Source organism: Pseudomonas sp. R11-23-07, assembly GCF_003852295.1.
In the GTDB taxonomy this organism is placed as follows: Bacteria; Pseudomonadota; Gammaproteobacteria; order Pseudomonadales; family Pseudomonadaceae; genus Aquipseudomonas.
Genome location: NZ_CP027761.1, coordinates 719,239 through 736,622, shown reverse-complemented (window position 1 = coordinate 736,622; position 17,384 = coordinate 719,239). Strand labels below are relative to the sequence as shown.

20 protein-coding genes are annotated in these 17,384 nt (G+C 61.6%); 19 read left to right on the top strand and 1 reads right to left on the bottom strand.

Annotated elements, in window-relative coordinates; all coding sequences use genetic code 11:
• Nucleotides 1-49 precede the first annotated feature (49 nt).
• On the top strand, nucleotides 50-328 hold the full coding sequence (locus tag C4J84_RS03110) for a hypothetical protein (protein WP_124369427.1): 279 nt from the start codon (nucleotides 50-52) through the stop codon (nucleotides 326-328).
• Nucleotides 325-813, top strand: a complete 489-nt coding sequence (locus C4J84_RS03105; RefSeq protein WP_124369426.1) for a PIN domain-containing protein — start codon at nucleotides 325-327, stop codon at nucleotides 811-813. Before C4J84_RS03110 ends, C4J84_RS03105 begins: the two co-directional genes overlap by 4 nt.
• A 58-nt stretch (nucleotides 814-871) precedes the next feature.
• Here the strand turns inward: C4J84_RS03105 and C4J84_RS03100 are convergent, their stop codons facing one another.
• Nucleotides 872-1,117, bottom strand: a complete 246-nt coding sequence (locus C4J84_RS03100; RefSeq protein ID WP_124369425.1) for a DUF6124 family protein — start codon at nucleotides 1,115-1,117, stop codon at nucleotides 872-874.
• A 443-nt stretch (nucleotides 1,118-1,560) separates the two neighbouring features.
• Between C4J84_RS03100 and C4J84_RS26675 the strand changes: the two genes are divergently transcribed.
• From C4J84_RS26675 to ureC, 17 genes are all read left to right on the top strand, one after another.
• Nucleotides 1,561-1,917, top strand: coding sequence for a DNA-binding protein (locus tag C4J84_RS26675; protein WP_256681422.1), 357 nt, complete (start codon nucleotides 1,561-1,563; stop codon nucleotides 1,915-1,917).
• 261 nt (nucleotides 1,918-2,178) lie between these two features.
• A complete protein-coding gene (locus C4J84_RS03090; RefSeq protein ID WP_124369424.1) occupies nucleotides 2,179-2,571 on the top strand; it encodes a DUF2946 domain-containing protein in 393 nt (130 codons plus the stop codon).
• A gap of 47 nt (nucleotides 2,572-2,618) precedes the next feature.
• On the top strand, nucleotides 2,619-3,101 hold the full coding sequence (locus C4J84_RS03085) for a copper chaperone PCu(A)C (protein WP_124434891.1): 483 nt from the start codon (nucleotides 2,619-2,621) through the stop codon (nucleotides 3,099-3,101).
• Between the two features lie 10 nt (nucleotides 3,102-3,111).
• Nucleotides 3,112-3,501 carry a DUF2946 domain-containing protein gene (locus tag C4J84_RS03080; protein WP_124361077.1) on the top strand — a complete coding sequence of 130 codons (390 nt, stop codon included), beginning with the start codon at nucleotides 3,112-3,114 and terminating at the stop codon, nucleotides 3,499-3,501.
• A 93-nt stretch (nucleotides 3,502-3,594) separates the two neighbouring features.
• Nucleotides 3,595-5,655, top strand: a complete 2,061-nt coding sequence (locus C4J84_RS03075) for a TonB-dependent copper receptor (RefSeq protein WP_124434890.1) — start codon at nucleotides 3,595-3,597, stop codon at nucleotides 5,653-5,655.
• Between the two features lie 141 nt (nucleotides 5,656-5,796).
• Nucleotides 5,797-7,158, top strand: a complete 1,362-nt coding sequence (locus C4J84_RS03070) for a PepSY domain-containing protein (protein ID WP_124434889.1) — start codon at nucleotides 5,797-5,799, stop codon at nucleotides 7,156-7,158.
• 196 nt (nucleotides 7,159-7,354) lie between these two features.
• Complete coding sequence (gene urtA / locus C4J84_RS03065) at nucleotides 7,355-8,620, top strand: urea ABC transporter substrate-binding protein (protein WP_124428549.1); 1,266 nt, start codon at nucleotides 7,355-7,357, stop codon at nucleotides 8,618-8,620.
• A 79-nt stretch (nucleotides 8,621-8,699) separates the two neighbouring features.
• Nucleotides 8,700-10,202 carry an urea ABC transporter permease subunit UrtB gene (gene urtB, locus C4J84_RS03060; RefSeq protein ID WP_124434888.1) on the top strand — a complete coding sequence of 501 codons (1,503 nt, stop codon included), beginning with the start codon at nucleotides 8,700-8,702 and terminating at the stop codon, nucleotides 10,200-10,202.
• Nucleotides 10,202-11,269: an urea ABC transporter permease subunit UrtC gene (urtC, locus tag C4J84_RS03055; protein ID WP_124434887.1), complete on the top strand. Its 1,068-nt coding sequence runs from the start codon at nucleotides 10,202-10,204 to the stop codon at nucleotides 11,267-11,269. Before urtB ends, urtC begins: the two co-directional genes overlap by 1 nt.
• Nucleotides 11,266-12,099 carry an urea ABC transporter ATP-binding protein UrtD gene (gene urtD / locus C4J84_RS03050; protein ID WP_164484508.1) on the top strand — a complete coding sequence of 278 codons (834 nt, stop codon included), beginning with the start codon at nucleotides 11,266-11,268 and terminating at the stop codon, nucleotides 12,097-12,099. The genes urtC and urtD overlap by 4 nt, the downstream gene beginning before the upstream one ends.
• A 77-nt stretch (nucleotides 12,100-12,176) precedes the next feature.
• The gene (gene urtE, locus C4J84_RS03045) at nucleotides 12,177-12,875 is read left to right on the top strand and encodes an urea ABC transporter ATP-binding subunit UrtE (RefSeq protein WP_124361070.1); all 699 of its coding nucleotides are present in this window, start codon (nucleotides 12,177-12,179) and stop codon (nucleotides 12,873-12,875) included.
• A gap of 31 nt (nucleotides 12,876-12,906) precedes the next feature.
• Nucleotides 12,907-13,746 carry an urease accessory protein UreD gene (locus C4J84_RS03040; protein ID WP_124434886.1) on the top strand — a complete coding sequence of 280 codons (840 nt, stop codon included), beginning with the start codon at nucleotides 12,907-12,909 and terminating at the stop codon, nucleotides 13,744-13,746.
• Nucleotides 13,747-13,890: 144 nt separating this feature from the next.
• Nucleotides 13,891-14,193, top strand: coding sequence for an urease subunit gamma (ureA, locus tag C4J84_RS03035; protein ID WP_003171437.1), 303 nt, complete (start codon nucleotides 13,891-13,893; stop codon nucleotides 14,191-14,193).
• 9 nt (nucleotides 14,194-14,202) lie between these two features.
• Nucleotides 14,203-14,715 (top strand): GNAT family N-acetyltransferase, encoded by a 513-nt coding sequence (locus C4J84_RS03030; protein ID WP_124434885.1) that lies wholly within the window; start codon nucleotides 14,203-14,205, stop codon nucleotides 14,713-14,715.
• Between the two features lie 5 nt (nucleotides 14,716-14,720).
• The gene (locus C4J84_RS03025; RefSeq protein ID WP_124369415.1) at nucleotides 14,721-15,254 is read left to right on the top strand and encodes a GNAT family N-acetyltransferase; all 534 of its coding nucleotides are present in this window, start codon (nucleotides 14,721-14,723) and stop codon (nucleotides 15,252-15,254) included.
• Nucleotides 15,251-15,559, top strand: a complete 309-nt coding sequence (locus tag C4J84_RS03020) for an urease subunit beta (RefSeq protein ID WP_124361066.1) — start codon at nucleotides 15,251-15,253, stop codon at nucleotides 15,557-15,559. Before C4J84_RS03025 ends, C4J84_RS03020 begins: the two co-directional genes overlap by 4 nt.
• A 121-nt stretch (nucleotides 15,560-15,680) precedes the next feature.
• Nucleotides 15,681-17,381, top strand: coding sequence for an urease subunit alpha (gene ureC, locus C4J84_RS03015; RefSeq protein ID WP_124434884.1), 1,701 nt, complete (start codon nucleotides 15,681-15,683; stop codon nucleotides 17,379-17,381).
• The last annotated feature ends 3 nt before the right edge of the window (nucleotides 17,382-17,384 follow it).

The window sequence follows — 17,384 nt, the reverse complement described above, 5'->3', positions numbered from 1 at the left end:
AAACTCCAGGAACAGTTCAAGCCAGACCCAAGGATATTCAGGAGCTGACATGATAGAAGTTAAAGAAGCCGTCCAAGTTGCCAAGGCAGCCGCAAACGACTTTCTCGGACAAGAGACAGCCCTACAAGACCTTATGCTCGAGGAAGTAGAGTTGAATCCAGATAATAAAACCTGGGCAATTACACTGGGCTTCAATGTTCCCAACCCCAATCAATATGAACGACTAGGTGCATCTCTAGCGGGACACATGTATGCACGAAAATACAAAACATTCATCATTGACTCGGAGACTGGCGAGTTCCGCTCCATGAAGATTCGCGAAGTATGATAGAGGCCTACATCAAGCAATATCGAAGAAAAGGACTCATCGTTGACACTAATTTGCTACTCCTGGCCCTGATAGGAGGAACGTCCAGCATCGTAGCGTTCAAGAGAACACGCGGCTACAGCGATGACGACTATCAACTTCTACTCAAAGTGATTGATCAGTTCGAAAAGCTTGTTGCAACCCCTCACATACTCGCTGAAGTCAGCAACCTTACAAACGGACTTCATGGAAGTAAGCTGCGCGATTTTTATTCAACATTAAAAAATTCACTGTCAACAATAATCGAGATTCATAATCCAGCTTTGGCTATAAGTCGTGATTATGAGCTATCGCCCTACGGTCTTACCGACGTCGGCATTGTTGCCGCAGCAAAAGATAATTATCTGGTTTTGACTGATGATCTCAGGGTCGCAGGGTTTGCTCATCAGCACTGCGTAGATGTCGTTAATTTCAATCATATACGGGAAGCCAGCTGGGAGGTCTGATACCTGCCACACGATCATTCCCACGCCTAAGCGCAGGAACGATCGCTCATCGAACTTGTTAACGACTTGCAGCCTGCCCTACACCTTCGTGCACCCTGTCAGCAAGCAATTGCGCCAGCTCAATCAACTGCGCAACGCCCAGCAATTCCTCGCGTGGTGCGCCTTCCAGGTTAAAGGCAATGCCGCAACTCAGCGCATTGGCCGAGGCGAGTGTTTCGCTGAGGTTGACCAGCAGGTCTTCGGTGCTGACTCCATCGGCCACGGTGAACAGCCGGATGGGGGGATTTGGGGTGGGTTTGATCATTGTGAAGCTCCTTAGGAAAGTGGAGCTGCCATTGATCGCCGCGACGCGATGGGGGTGGCAGCTGTACGCAGGTTCGCGGACCGGTCCTAAGGAAACCCGGCATACCCGAAGGTATCCCGCGCACAGCCGCCATAGCGCTGCACAGTAGACGATAAAAAAGCGCCAACTGAAAGCAGACGATGACGCTCAGCGTCCATAGAAATCCGGGCCGCGACGCCCGACCGCTGAGTTTGCAGCGGTGTACGGAGACTAGAGATTGAGTTTCCTACCGGCAACCTCAAAGAGTTGTCGGAGAATTCTGTGCACGAATTCATATTCGGACTGCGTAACGGATCAAGGAGACTTTACCTACATGCGCAACGGAACTCGCTGACTACCTAGAACTGCATACCCTTGGCGATGATCCTCAACACTTCGTCCACCGGCGTAAACATGAGGTTCACATGACTAACAAACCCCGTACGCGGAACCTGACTCGGCCTGCTGAAAGTACGATTATCGAACACATAATCGCGAATCCCGAGTTCGCACACGCGCTAAGACTTGAGGCCGACGAACTAAACCGGGATGAACCCGAAGTCGCAGCACGCTTGACCCAATGGCTGAAAAAAGCCCAATACTTGCCTGACAGAAAGGCAAAATTCACAAATTTCGACACTGCGGACCATCTTCACACACAAGAAGATATGGATGCTTTCCTCGAAGCCTGCATCGAAGAAGACCCAGGCGATGGTTCATTGATCAAAATGGCGCAAGCCGACATTGCCCGCGCACTTCGCAGGCTTAACGCCATTCCATAACCAAACACAATCCAAATGTGGGAGGGGGCTTGCCCCCGATGGGTACGTGTCAGCCATACATGGGCTGGCTGACACTCAGCTATCGGGGGCAAGCCCCCTCCCACATTGGACCTGTGTTGCCTTGTTGATCGGCACTCCCTCGATTCCCCGTCTATCCTCAAACCCAGCACTGCGACACCAAACCACACCGCCCCTTTTTACTTATCCCCCCCGATCAGGCTAAATACCCGCCTGATCGTTTAACCCTACGGATTATCCGCCATGGCCCGTCAACGCTTTGCAATTGCCTGGATCGCCTGCCTTGCAGTGCTGTTCAATGCGTTTGCCATGCCGCTGGCCGGTGCGATGCAGCAGGCGGATGACCCGGTCAAGCGGTTGATGTGGGGCAGTTTCTGCTCTTCCAACGGCGCCAGCTTGAAGACGCTCGCCCTAAGCACGCTGGAAGTTCCCGCGGCGCCGGATGATCACTCTGCCATGCAGCATTGCTGGTGTTGCTCAGGTTCGGCATCGTGGGTAGCGTTGCCGGGGCATGTGCCGCAGCTGTATGTCACAGGGTTCGAAGCCCTGCGCGGCCTGCTGGCGCCTGCACTGCAAAATCCCACGCCACGCCAGCAATGGCCGAGCCTCAACCCCCGCGCCTCTCCAACGGTCTGATCTGCTTCGCAAGTGAACTGCGTTTAGAACTGTTCTGGAGAACTGCCATGCTCAAATCTTCCCTGCTTCTGGCGGCGTTGCTGCTGCCGGTGTTCAGTGCCGCCAATGCCGATGACTACAAGGTCGGCGACCTGTTGGTCAGCGATCCTTGGTCCCAGGAGTTGCCGCCGAATGCGCCCACCGTCGCAGCGTATTTCGTGATTCATAACAGCGGCGCTTCCCCGGATCGCCTGCTCGGTGTCGAAACCAGCGTCGCCGAAAAAGCCGAGTTGCACGAGCATGTGATGCAAGGCGACCTGATGAAGATGCAACAAGTACCCAGCGTCGCCGTGCCGGCCAAGGGCGAGCTGACCTTCGCGCCGATGGCTTACCACGTCATGCTGCTGGGCCTTAAAGACCGCAGCCTGTTGGCCGACGGCAAGCAGTTCCCGCTGACCCTGACCTTTGAAAAGGCCGGCAAGGTCGTCGTGAACGTATCGGTGCAGAAAACGCCGCCGGTGGCCACCCACGCGCATCAGCACGCCCAATAGGCTGACCTCGATGGGCGCCTCTCGCGCCAGGTTGTCTCCACGCCCGCGCTTGATGCGTGGCAGTTGGATCAGCCTGTTCGCCATGCTGATGATCTTTATCGGCCCGCTGATTTCCCAAGCGATGCCGATGGATCATCACGCCGGTATGTCGATGGACATGCCAAGCTGCCATGGCGAGCCCAAGCCCACCAAAACCCCCGACGAGCACCACGTGCTCTGGGAAAAGTGCGGCTATTGCAGCCTGCTCTTCAGTTGCCCGGCCCTGCCCGGCGGCGTGTCCTTCATCGCCCTCGACGCCCCGCCGCCCGCCAACGCCCTTCCCCCCGCCCCGCGCCTGGGCCACGCCCGGCAAAGCATCTTCCCTGGCGCCCGCAGTCGCGCGCCGCCCATCGCCTCGTAAGCCCCACATCGCGTTACTTCACACCGGCCGACTTTAAACAGACAGCCGCAGGCTGCTGGCCGTGTCGTTTACGATTGATTGATGGAATTCTTCATGTCCAGGTTTTCTGCCGACACCCGTTTGGGGGTTGCCCCTGTTTTTGCCGTACTGTGCGGCGCACTGCTTGCTCCGCAGGCCCACGCGGACGAACACGAATTGAGCCCCACGGTGATCACCGCGATCGCCCCCAGCTCGCCACTCACCGTGGTCACCAACCCGAAAGACCCACGCCAGCCAGTGCCCGCCAGCGATGGTGGCGACTACCTCAAGACCATCCCCGGCTTCGCCCTGGTACGCAACGGCGGCACCAATGGCGACCCGGTGCTGCGCGGCATGTTCGGCTCGCGCCTGAATATCCTCACCAACGGCGGCATGATGCTCGGTGCCTGCCCAGGCCGGATGGATGCGCCCACCTCGTACATCTCACCGGAAACCTACGACAAGCTCACCGTGATCAAGGGCCCGCAAACCGTGCTGTGGGGCCCCGGCGCATCAGCCGGCACCGTGCTGTTCGAGCGTGAACCGGAACACTTCGGCGAGCTGGGCACGCGGCTCAACGCCAGCGTATTGGCCGGTTCCAACGGCCGTTTCGACAAGGTCATCGATGCCGCTGCCGGCGGGCCGCTGGGCTATGTGCGGGTGATCGGCAACCAGGCCCATGCCGACGATTACAAGGACGGCAACAACGACACGGTCGCGTCGCGCTATGACAAATGGAATGGCGACGTCGCTGTCGGCTTCACCCCCGACGCCGATACGCTGCTCGAGCTCACCGCCGGCCGTGGCGATGGCGAGGCACGTTACGCCGGGCGCGGTATGGACGGGTCGCAGTTCCTGCGCGAAAGCCTGGGGCTGCGCTTCGAGAAGTCCAACCTCGGCGAGGTGCTGGATAAGCTTGAGGCTCAGGTCTACTACAACTACGCCGACCACGTGATGGACAACTACAGCCTGCGCGTACCGTCCGGCACCGGCATGATGGCCGGGCCCATGGCCTCCAACGTCGACCGCCGCACCCTCGGTGCAAGGGTCAAGGCCACGTGGCGCTGGGCCGATGTGCAATTGATCGGCGGCCTGGACGCGCAGACCAACGAACACCGCGCGCGCAGCAGCATGGGCGTCGACACCTACAAGGAGCTGCCGCGCGACAAGGACGCCAACTTCCACAACTACGGCGTATTTGGCGAGCTGACCTGGTACGCCGCCGACCGCGACCGCCTGATCACCGGCGCACGCCTGGACCGCGCCTCGGCCAAGGACTTTCGCCAACGCACGGGCTCGGGAATGATGTCGCGCCCTAACCCGACCGCCGGCGACACCCGCGCCGATACCTTGCCGTCAGGCTTTGTGCGCTACGAGCACGACCTGGCGGACACCCCCACCACGCTGTATGCCGGCGTGGGCCACGCCGAACGCTTCCCGGATTACTGGGAGCTGTTTTCCCCCAATACCGGCGCGCTCGGCTCGGCCAATGCCTTTGACGGCGTAAAGCCCGAGAAGACCACCCAGCTGGATGTCGGCGCGCAATACAAAACCGCCGACCTGCAAGCGTGGGCCTCGGCTTACGTCGGCCAGGTACGCGACTTCATCCTGTTCGACTACCGGCCCGGCATGATGGGCACCACCTCCCAGGCGCGCAATGTCGACGCGCGCATCATGGGTGGCGAATTGGGTGCGGCCTACACACTGACGCAACACTGGAAAGCCGACGCCAGCCTCGCCTACGCCTGGGGCAAGAACAGCAGCGACGGCAAGGCACTGCCACAGATGCCGCCGCTGGATGCGCGCCTGGGCCTGACCTACAGCGAAGATGATTGGAGCGCCGGGGCCTTGTGGCGCGTGGTCGCGGCGCAAAACCGTATCGACCCGAACAAGGGCAATGTGGTCGGCAAGGACTTCGACAAGAGCGGCGGCTTTGGTGTGTTCTCACTGAACGCGGCGTACCGCATCAATAAAAACTTCAAGGTCAGTACCGGTGTCGACAACTTGTTCGGCAAGGCTTATGCCGAGCATTTGAACCTGGCCGGCAACGCCGGGTTCGGTTACCCGGCCAGCGACCCGCAAGCCATCAAGGAGCCGGGGCGAACCCTCTGGACCAAGGTGGACATGAGCTTCTAAAAGCATCGGGGGCAAGCCCCCTCCCACATTGGATAGGGTTCACAAATTGAACCTTGTGAACGCAGTGAAGTGTGGGAGGGGGCTTGCCCCCGATGGCGGTGTAACTGACACAAAAAAATCTAAGGCCTTGCGGAGCACCCGATGAGCACTAAAACAGTTTCCTTCTACAACCTGGCCTGGCGCTGGCACTTCTACGCCGGGCTCTTCGTCGCCCCCTTCATGGTGCTGCTGGCCCTGACCGGCATCATCTACCTGTTCAAACCCCAACTCGACCCACTGATGTACGGCGACCTGCTCAAAGTGCCCGCCGCGGCGCAGGCACTGAGCGCCGACGCGCAACTGCAACGGGCCAAGGCCGCTTACCCTCAGGCCGCGATCAGCAAATACCTGCCGCCCGCCGACGCCACCGCCAGCGCGCAGTTCGTGATGCAACACCAAGGCCGCGAAATCACTGTATTCGTTGACCCGTATCGCGGCATCGTCCTCGGTGAGCAGGACGCCAAGAACAACCTGCAAGCCATCGCCCGCGCCCTGCATGGCGAGCTGATGATCGGCACCACGGGTGACCGCCTGATTGAGCTCGCTGCCGGTTGGGGCGTGATGCTGGTGGTGTCCGGCCTGTACCTGTGGTGGCCGCGCGGTCAGTCATCGGCGGGCGTGTTATGGCCACGCCTGGGCAGCCGAGGGCGGTTGTTCTGGCGCGACCTGCACGCCGTCGCCGGTTTCTGGGGCGCGGCATTTCTGCTGGTGATGCTGCTCAGCGGCATGACCTGGACGGGGTTCTGGGGCAAGCAATACGCTGACCTGTGGAACACCTTCCCGGCGGCGATGTGGAACAACGTGCCGCAATCGGAACAGCAGGCGCGCAGCCTCAATACCGCCAGCCAGCAGACCGTGCCCTGGGCCATGGAAAACACGCCGATGCCGATGTCCGGCGATCATGCCGAACACATGAACCACGGCGCCATGCATGCAGGCCCCGCCGCGCCCACCGTCAGCCTGCAACAGGTGGTCGACCTGGCCACGGCGCGCCAGGTAGAGCCCGGCTACAGCATCACCTTTCCCACCACGGCCACGGGCGTGTTCACTGTCGCGGTGTTCGCCGACGACCCACGCAACGACGCCACGCTGCATGTAGACCAGTACACCGGCAAGGTGCTCGCCGACGTGCGCTGGGCCCATTACAACGGCGTCGCACGCGCCACCGAAACCGGCGTGATGCTGCACGAAGGCAAGATGTTCGGCTGGGTCAACCAGCTGATCGTGCTGGTGATCTGCCTGATGATCCTGCTCAGCGCGGTGAGCGGCGTGGTGATCTGGTGGAAGCGTCGGCCGCAGGGCGGGCTGGGTGTGCCGCCTCTGCGTCATGATTTGCCCAGATGGAAAACCGCCATGGCGATCATGCTCGGGCTGGCAATCATTTTCCCGTTGGTGGGCGCTTCGCTGATCGTCGTGTGGGTGCTGGACCGCCTGATCCTGTCACGGGTCAGCGTCACCGCTTAGTAGTGGATTGCGCAACGCCCTGTTTTGAAGCTTGCCGTGCACTGCGCAACGGAATGTGGCGCCATGCTGGTGCGCCACTGTGCCGAGGCGCCTCCCGAAACCGCCTGTAATCCTGTGCCTCGCGTAGCAGGCACAGCCCTTGCAAAGTCGTGTGTATCTGCCCAACAAAAACTATCGGTTTTACGGAGATCGCACCATGAAGCGTCGCAGCTTGATCAAGGCTTTCACTTTGTCGGCATCCATTGCCGCCATGGGCATGACCTGGACCCTCCAGGCCGCCGAGACCATCAAGGTCGGCATCCTGCACTCGTTGTCCGGGACCATGGCGATCTCCGAAACCTCGCTCAAGGACATGGCGCTGATGACCATCGACGAGATCAACGCCAAGGGCGGTGTGAACGGCAAGATGCTTGAGCCGGTGGTGGTCGACCCCGCGTCCAACTGGCCGCTGTTCGCTGAGAAAGGCCGCCAGTTGCTGACCCAGGACAAGGTCGCCGTGGTGTTCGGTTGCTGGACCTCGGTGTCGCGTAAATCGGTCTTGCCGGTGTTCGAAGAGCTCAACGGCCTGCTGTTCTACCCGGTGCAATACGAAGGCGAAGAGATGTCGCCGAATGTGTTCTACACCGGCGCGGCGCCGAACCAGCAGGCGATCCCGGCGGTGGAGTACCTGATGAGCGAAGAAGGCGGCGGCGCCAAGCGCTTCTTCCTGCTGGGCACCGACTATGTGTACCCGCGCACCACCAACAAGATCCTGCGCTCGTTCCTGCATTCCAAAGGCGTGGCGGACAAAGACATCGAAGAGGTCTACACCCCGTTCGGCCACAGCGATTACCAGACCATCGTCGCCAACATCAAGAAGTTCTCCGCCGGCGGCAAGACCGCAGTGATTTCCACCGTGAACGGCGACTCCAACGTGCCGTTCTACAAGGAACTGGCCAACCAGGGCCTGAAGGCGACCGATGTACCGGTGGTGGCGTTCTCCGTGGGTGAAGAGGAGCTGCGCGGCATCGACACCAAGCCACTGGTGGGCAACCTCGCGGCCTGGAACTACTTCCAGTCGGTGGAGAACCCGGTGAACCAGAAGTTCGTGGCCGACTGGAAAGCCTACGCCAAGAAACACAACCTGCCAGGCGCAGACAAGGCCGTGACCAACGACCCGATGGAAGCCACCTACGTGGGCATCCACATGTGGGCGCAGGCGGCGCAGAAGGCCAACTCCACCGACGTCGACAAAGTGCGTGAAGCCCTGGCCGGCCAGACCTTCGCCGCTCCGTCCGGCTTCACCCTGACCATGGACAAGACCAACCACCACCTGCACAAGCCGGTGATGATCGGCGAAATCCAGGCTGACGGGCAGTTCTCGGTGGTGTGGCAGACCAATGAGCCGATTCGAGCACAACCGTGGAGCCCTTACATTCCGGGCAATGAAAAAAAGCCGGACTATGCGGTGAAGAGCAACTAAAGCCCCACCACAGGCTAAAAATGTGGGAGGGGGCAAGCCCCCTCCCACACTGTCCCCCGCATGATCAGGACATTGTGTTATGCCCACTGCCCTCCACCGTTTCATCCTCGCCTTGCTGCTGTTGCTGCCTTTGGCCGCACACGCCAGCGACGCCGAAGACTTCATCAACGCCAACCCGGCGCAGCAAGCCAAGCTCCTCCAGGACTGGGCCGCCCAGCCAGACCCGGCGCGCATCGAACTGGTGGACGCCCTGCAACAAGGCCAACTCACCGTCAACGGTGAAACCAAGACCGTACGCCTGAACAACCGCCTGCGCGGCCTGATCGATAATGTACAGGCCAGCCAGCGACTGCTTGCGGCCGATCCCAAGGTACGCCTTGATGCGGCGCGCACCTTGCAAAAAAGCGCGGTGCCGGCCCAGCTTAAATTCCTCGACCAACGGCTCGCCACCGAGCCCGATGAGCAAGTGCACAGCGCCCTCAGCCTGGCCCTGGCCAACCTGCAATTGGTCGACAGCGACCCGGTGGTGCGCCTGGCCGCCGTGCGCTTGCTCGGCAGCACGGGCGACCCGCTGGCCCGCACGCGCCTAGAGACGTTGCTCGCGCCCGGCGTCGAAACCGATGCCACCGTGCACACCGCCGCCGAAACCAGCCTGGCCCAGGTCAAACGTAAATTGATGGTCGGGGAGATCCTCGGCCAAGCCTTCAGCGGCATGTCGCTGGGCTCGATTCTGCTGCTCGCGGCCCTGGGCCTGGCGATCACCTTCGGCCTGCTGGGGGTGATCAATATGGCCCACGGCGAAATGCTGATGCTCGGCGCCTATTCCACCTATGTCGTGCAGATGCTGATGCAGCGCTACGTGCCCCAGGCCATCGAGTTCTACCCGCTGATCGCGCTGCCGGTGGCGTTTTTTGTCACTGCCGCCATCGGCATGGCGCTGGAGCGTACGGTGATTCGTCACCTGTATGGCCGCCCGCTGGAAACCCTGCTCGCCACCTGGGGCATCAGCCTGATGCTGATCCAACTGGTGCGGTTGGTGTTCGGCGCACAGAACGTCGAAGTGTCCAACCCCGCCTGGCTGTCCGGGGGCATTCAGGTGCTGCCCAACCTGGTGCTGCCGTACAACCGCTTGGTGATCATTGCCTTTGCGCTGTTCGTGGTGGTGCTGACCTGGCTGCTGCTGAACAAGACGCGCCTGGGTCTCAACGTGCGCGCCGTCACCCAGAACCGCAACATGGCCGCCTGCTGCGGTGTGCCGACCGGGCGGGTAGACATGCTCGCCTTTGGCTTGGGGTCCGGCATCGCGGGGCTGGGCGGCGTCGCCCTGAGCCAGATCGGCAATGTCGGCCCGGACCTGGGCCAGAGCTATATCATCGACTCGTTCCTGGTGGTGGTGCTTGGCGGTGTGGGCCAGCTTGCCGGCAGCGTCACGGCGGCCTTCGGCCTGGGCATCGCCAACAAAATTCTTGAACCGCAGATCGGCGCCGTGCTCGGCAAGATCCTGATCCTCGCGCTGATCATTTTGTTTATCCAGAAACGCCCGCAAGGACTCTTCGCACTGAAAGGACGGGTGATCGACTGATGAACCAGCCATTGATGCTTACGGCCGCACAGAAAGCCGGCCCCAAGGTGACGATCACCGTCGGCGCGATCCTGCTCGCGGCGCTGCTGGCCCTGCCGTTACTGTCGCTGTTGCCGGCGGAAAACGCCTTTCATATTTCCGCCTACACCTTGACGCTGGTGGGCAAGATCCTCTGCTATGCCATCGTCGCCCTGGCGCTCGACCTGGTGTGGGGCTACGCCGGGATGTTGTCCCTGGGCCACGGTCTGTTCTTCGCCCTGGGCGGTTATGCGATGGGCATGTACCTGATGCGCCAGGCGTCCGGCGATGCGTTACCAGCGTTCATGACCTTCTTGTCGTGGACCGAATTGCCCTGGTACTGGGCGGGCACCCAACACTTCTGGTGGGCGCTATGCCTGGTGGTGCTGGCGCCGGGGTTGCTGGCCCTGGTGTTCGGCTTCTTCGCCTTCCGCTCGCGGATCAAGGGCGTGTATTTCTCGATCATGACCCAGGCCCTGACGTTTGCCGGGATGCTGCTGTTCTTTCGCAACGAGACCGGGTTCGGCGGCAACAACGGCTTTACCAATTTCCGCAGCATCCTGGGCTTCGGCATCACCGAGCCGGGCACGCGGGCGGTGTTGTTCGTGGCCACGGTGCTGCTGCTGGTGACGAGCCTGTACCTCGGTTGGCGCCTGGCCCAGAGCAAGTTCGGCCGGGTGCTCACCGCCTTGCGTGATGCGGAAAACCGTCTGATGTTCTGCGGCTACGACCCGCGCGGTTTCAAGCTGTTCGTGTGGGTGTTGAGCGCGGTGTTGTGCGGCTTGGCGGGGGCGTTGTATGTGCCGCAAGTGGGCATCATCAACCCCAGCGAAATGTCGCCGACCAACTCCATCGAAGCCGCCGTGTGGGTGGCGCTTGGCGGGCGTGGCACCTTGATCGGCCCGTTGCTCGGCGCCGGCGTGGTCAATGGTATGAAGAGCTGGTTCACCGTGGCCTTTCCGGAATATTGGCTGTTCTTCCTCGGGGCGTTGTTCATTCTCGTCACCCTGTACCTGCCCAAGGGCGTTATCGGCCTGCTGAAGAAATGAGGAACGTCATGCTTGAACCTATTTTCGACGCGGGCAGCGGCCGCGAGGCCATCGGCATCGGCCAGGCTGCGGGCAAGGGCCTGAACACCCGCCACGGCACCATCCTGACCCTGGAAGACATCAGCGTCAGCTTCGATGGCTTCAAGGCCTTGAACGACCTCAACCTGTACATCGGCGTCGGCGAGCTGCGCTGCATCATCGGCCCCAACGGCGCAGGCAAAACCACGCTGATGGATGTGATCACCGGCAAGACCCGGCCCAGCCACGGCAAGGCCTGGTTCGGCGAAACCCTGGACCTGACCGGCATGAGCGAAGTGCAGATCGCCCAGGCGGGTATCGGCCGCAAGTTCCAGAAACCCACGGTGTTCGAAGCCCTCACGGTGTTCGAAAACCTCGAGCTGGCGCAGAAGACCGACAAGTCCGTCTGGGCCAGCCTGCGCGCACGCTTGAGCGGCGAGCAGAAAGACCGCATCGATGAAGTGCTCGACACCATCCGCCTCACGGCCTCGGCGCAGCGCCCGGCCGGGTTGCTGTCCCACGGGCAGAAGCAGTTCCTGGAGATCGGCATGCTGCTGATGCAGGACCCGCAACTGTTGCTGCTGGACGAACCGGTGGCGGGCATGACCGATGCCGAAACCGAATTCACCGCCGAACTGTTCAAGGGCCTGGCGGGCAAGCATTCGTTGATGGTGGTGGAGCACGACATGGGCTTTGTCGGCTCGATTGCCGACCACGTCACCGTGTTGCACCAGGGCAGCGTGCTGGCGGAAGGGTCGCTGGAACAGGTGCAGGAAAATGAGCGGGTGATCGAGGTCTACCTCGGTCGCTAAGGTGGTTGATCGTTCCCACGCTCCGCGTGGGAATGCCGCCCTGGACGCTCCGCGTCGTTTCATTAGGAGGTTTGAGAATGCTGCAAGTCGACAAGCTGCACCAGTACTACGGCGGTAGCCATATCCTGCGCGGCCTGTCGTTTGACGTGCAGATCGGCGAAGTCACCTGCCTGCTCGGGCGTAATGGCGTGGGCAAGACCACCCTGCTCAAGTGCCTGATGGGCCTGCTGCCGGCCAAGGAAGGCGCGGTGACGTGGGAGGGCAAGCCGATCACCGGCTTCAAGCCGCATCAGCGCGTACACGCTGGCATTGCCTACGTGCCCCAGGGCCGAGAAATTTTCGGCCGGCTCACGGTGGAAGAAAACCTGCTGATGGGCCTTTCGCGCTTCCCCGGTGCCCAAGCCAAGGAAGTGCCGGCCTTTATCTACGAGCTGTTCCCGGTGTTGCTGCAGATGAAGCACCGGCGCGGAGGTGATTTGTCCGGCGGCCAGCAGCAACAGTTGGCCATCGGCCGCGCCTTGGCGAGTCGCCCGCGGTTGTTGATTCTCGATGAGCCCACCGAAGGCATTCAGCCCTCGGTGATCAAGGAAATCGGCGCGGTGATCAAGAAACTCGCGGCACGCGGTGACATGGCGATTCTCTTGGTGGAGCAGTTCTACGACTTCGCCGCTGAACTGGCCGACCAGTACCTGGTGATGTCCCGTGGCGAAATCGTGCAGCAGGGCCGGGGGGAAAATATGCAAAGCGAGGGTGTACGCGGACTGGTAACCATCTAATCTGTAGCGTCCTAACGATAAGCACAAAACCATGAACCTGCCCGTCACCCCTGCCCTGTTCACCCCCAGCTGGCGCGCCGAGCTGGAACTCGGTTATGCGCGTTTCGGCGACACCACACGCCCGGTGCTGCGCCGCCACCTCGGCCCGCTGCGCGTACAAAAACACCTGTACGCCGAAGGCCCCGAGGTGTGCCAGCACATCATCGTGCACCCGCCCGGCGGCATTGCCGGCGGTGATCGCCTCGACATCAGCGCGCAGGTTGCCCAAGGCGCCTGGGCGCAACTGACCAGCCCCGGCGCGGCCAAGTGGTACCGCGCCAGCGGCCCGGCGTTTCAGCAGTTGAATTTGCGCGTGGAGGCCGGCGCGACTCTGGAATGGCTGCCCCAGGAAACCATCGTATTCAGCGCCGCCCAGGCCGAACTGAGCACGCGCATCGACCTGCACGGCGATGCGCGGTTGTTCTACTGGGACGTGGTCGCCCTCGGGCGCCCGGCCAGTGGCGAGCGGTTCGACCTCGGCCACTTTCAATCGCACCTTGATATCCGCCGCGACGGCCAGTTGCTCTGGCATGAGCGCCAGCGCATTGTGGGCGGCGATGGGTTGCTGGACTCGCCTATCGGGCTGGATGGGCAACCGGTGTTTGCCACACTGCTGGTGACCGGTGAAATCGATGCTCAATTGCTCGAACACTGCCGTTCACTGCCCAACGCGGTGCGCGGCGATTTGACCCAACTGCCCGGTTTGCTGGTTGCGCGCTGCCTGGCCAGCGAAGCGCTGCTGGCGCGGGGATGGTTGATTGAATTATGGAAACTGTTGCGCCCCGCTGTACTCGGCCGCGAAGCAGTCGCACCAAGAATCTGGAGCACATGAAGATCAAAATGTGGGAGGGGGCTTGCTCCCGATAGCGGTGGGTCAGTAGCAGATGCATTGCCTGACACTCAGCTATCGGGAGCAAGCCCCCTCCCACACTTGATCTGCATTGTATTTAAGAATGTATTTAAAGGACCTTGAACCATGGATTTGACCCCACGGGAAAAAGACAAACTGTTGATCTTCACCGCCGGCCTGGTAGCCGAACGCCGCCTGGCGCGTGGGGTGAAGCTCAACTACCCGGAAACCATCGCCTATATTTCCGCCGCGCTGATGGAAGGCGCCCGCGATGGCCGCACTGTGGCCGACCTGATGCACTACGGCACGACCCTGCTCAGCCGTGAGCAAGTGATGGAAGGCATTCCGGAAATGATCCCGGACATCCAGGTGGAAGCCACCTTCCCGGACGGCACCAAGCTGGTCACTGTCCATCAACCCATTGCGTGAGGCGCGGCAATGATTCGTGATGCTACCGAGCAAGACCTGCCGGCAATCCGCGATATCTACAACGACGCGGTGTTGAACACCACGGCGATCTGGAACGAACAGCCGGTCGACCTGGCTAACCGCCAAGCGTGGTTCAGCGCCCGCCAGGCCCAGGGTTATCCGATCCTGGTGGCCGTGGAAAACGCCGAAGTCACCGGCTACGCCTCGTTCGGCGACTGGCGGCCCTTCGAAGGCTTTCGCTACAGCGTCGAGCACTCGGTGTACGTGCGCAACGACCAGCGCGGCAAGGGCCTCGGCCCGCGCTTGATGCAGGCCCTGATCGAACGCGCGCGCATCTGCGGCAAACAGGTGATGGTCGCGGCCATCGAAAGCGGCAATCTGGCCTCGATCCACCTGCATGAACGCCTGGGTTTCATCACCACCGGGCAGATGCCGCAAGTGGGTATCAAGTTCGGCCGCTGGCTCGACCTGACCTTTATGCAACTGGCCTTGAACCCGGGCGCCGAACCGCCCAAGGAGTGAGATCGATGAGCGCTGCGCAACTGCGTCGAGTCAATGCTGAAAGCTTTGCCCATTACCGCCTCGGCTTGATCGAGCTGTTGCTGGACGCGGTCCGACATGGCGCCTCGGTGGGCTTCATGGCCGACTTCGATGAGACCCAGGCCCGCGCCTACCTGACCGGTGTGCAAGCCGGCATCGAAGACGCCAGCCTGTTGCTGTGGGTGGTGGTGCGCGATGAACAGGTGGTCGCCAGCGTGCAGTTGGCGCTGTGCCAGAAAGCCAACGGCCTGAACCGTGCCGAGGTGCAAAAGCTGCTGGTGCACAGCCGTGCGCGGCGCCACGGCCTGGGGCAGCAATTGATGAATGCCCTGGAACTCGCCGCACGCCAGCACAAGCGCGGCTTGCTCTACCTCGACACCGAAGCCGGCTCCGACGCCGAGGCCTTCTACCAGTCGTTGCGCTACACCAAGGTCGGCGAATTGCCCGACTACTGCCAAAGCCCGGACGGGCGCTACAGCCCGACCGCCATCTACTTCAAGACCCTGGGGCAACCTGCATGATTCCTGGCGAATTCCAGATCCAGCCTGGCGAGATCGAACTGAACGTGGGCCGGCGCACCATCAGCCTGAGCGTGGCCAACAGTGGCGACCGGCCGATTCAGGTGGGCTCGCATTATCATTTTTTCGAGACCAATGATGCGCTGACCTTCGACCGCGCCGCGAGCCGTGGCATGCGCCTGAATATTCCGGCGGGGACGGCGGTGCGGTTTGAGCCGGGGCAGAGTCGGGAGGTCGAGCTGGTGGACTTGAGCGGTGGGCGCCGGGTGTTTGGGTTTGCCGGTCGGATCATGGGCGACCTCGACTGATCGTTCCCACGCTCCGCGTGGAAACGCCGCCATGGACGCTCCGCGTCCGCTCTTAACATCGTGACGCAGAGCGTCACAGGATGCATTCCCACGCAGAGCGTGGGAACGATCGAGGACACAGATGAAGATTTCCAAACAAGCCTACGCCGACATGTACGGCCCCACCGTTGGCGACAAGGTCCGCCTGGCCGACACCGAGCTGTTCGTCGAAGTCGAGCAGGACTTCACCGTGTATGGCGAAGAAGTGAAATTCGGCGGTGGCAAGGTGATCCGTGACGGTCAGGGCCAAAGCCAGTTGCTCGCCCATGAAGTGGTCGACACCCTGATCACCAACGCGCTGATCATCGACCACTGGGGCATCGTCAAGGCCGACGTGGGTCTCAAGAACGGCCGCATCCACGCCATTGGCAAAGCCGGCAATCCCGACATCCAGCCCGGCGTGACCATGGCCATCGGCGCCAGCACCGAAGTGATCGCCGGCGAAGGCATGATCCTTACCGCCGGCGGTATCGACTCCCATGTGCATTTCATCTGCCCGCAGCAGATCGAAGAGGCGCTGACCAGCGGCGTCACCACCATGATCGGCGGCGGCACGGGACCTGCCACCGGCACCAACGCGACCACCTGCACCTCAGGGCCTTGGCACCTGGCGCGCATGCTGCAGGCCAGTGATTCGTTCCCGATGAACATCGGCTTTACCGGCAAGGGCAACGCGAGCCTGCCCGAGCCGTTGATCGAACAGGTCAAGGCCGGCGCCATTGGCTTGAAGCTGCACGAAGACTGGGGCACCACGCCCGCCAGCATCGATAACTGCCTGAGCGTTGCCGATGCATACGACGTGCAGGTGGCAATCCACAGCGACACCCTCAACGAATCCGGCTTCGTCGAAACCACCCTCGCCGCGCTCAAGGGCCGCACCATCCACACCTACCACACCGAAGGTGCCGGTGGCGGGCATGCGCCGGACATCATCAAGGCCTGCGGCTTGCCGAACGTGCTGCCCAGTTCCACCAACCCGACGCGGCCGTTTACCCGCAACACCATCGACGAACACCTGGACATGTTGATGGTCTGCCATCACCTGGACCCGAGCATTGCCGAAGACGTGGCCTTCGCCGAAAGCCGCATCCGTCGCGAGACCATTGCCGCCGAAGATATCCTGCACGACCTCGGCGCGTTCTCGATGATCAGTTCCGACAGCCAGGCCATGGGCCGCGTCGGCGAAGTGATCACCCGCACTTGGCAGACCGCCGACAAGATGAAAAAACAGCGCGGCGCCCTGCCCGGTGACGGCCCGGGCAACGACAACTTTCGCACCAAGCGCTATATCGCCAAGTACACCATCAACCCGGCGATCACCCATGGCATCAGCCATATCGTCGGCTCCATCGAAGTGGGCAAATGGGCCGATCTGGTGCTGTGGCGCCCGGCGTTCTTCGGGATCAAGCCCACGCTGATCCTCAAGGGCGGCGCGATTGCCTCCAGCCTGATGGGCGATGCCAACGCTTCGATTCCGACACCGCAGCCGGTGCACTACCGGCCGATGTTCGCCAGCTTCGGCAGCTCACTGCATGCCACCAGCCTGACCTTTATCAGCCAGGCAGCGCAGGCGGCCGGCCTGCCCGAGGCCCTGGGTTTGAAAAAGCAGATTGCGGTGGTCAAGGGCTGTCGCGAGGTGCAGAAGAGCGACCTGATCCATAACGATTACCTGCCGGATATCGAGGTGGACCCGCAGACGTATCAGGTCAAGGCCGATGGTGTATTGCTGTGGTGTGAACCGGCTGAAGTACTGCCGATGGCGCAGCGGTATTTCCTGTTCTGACTC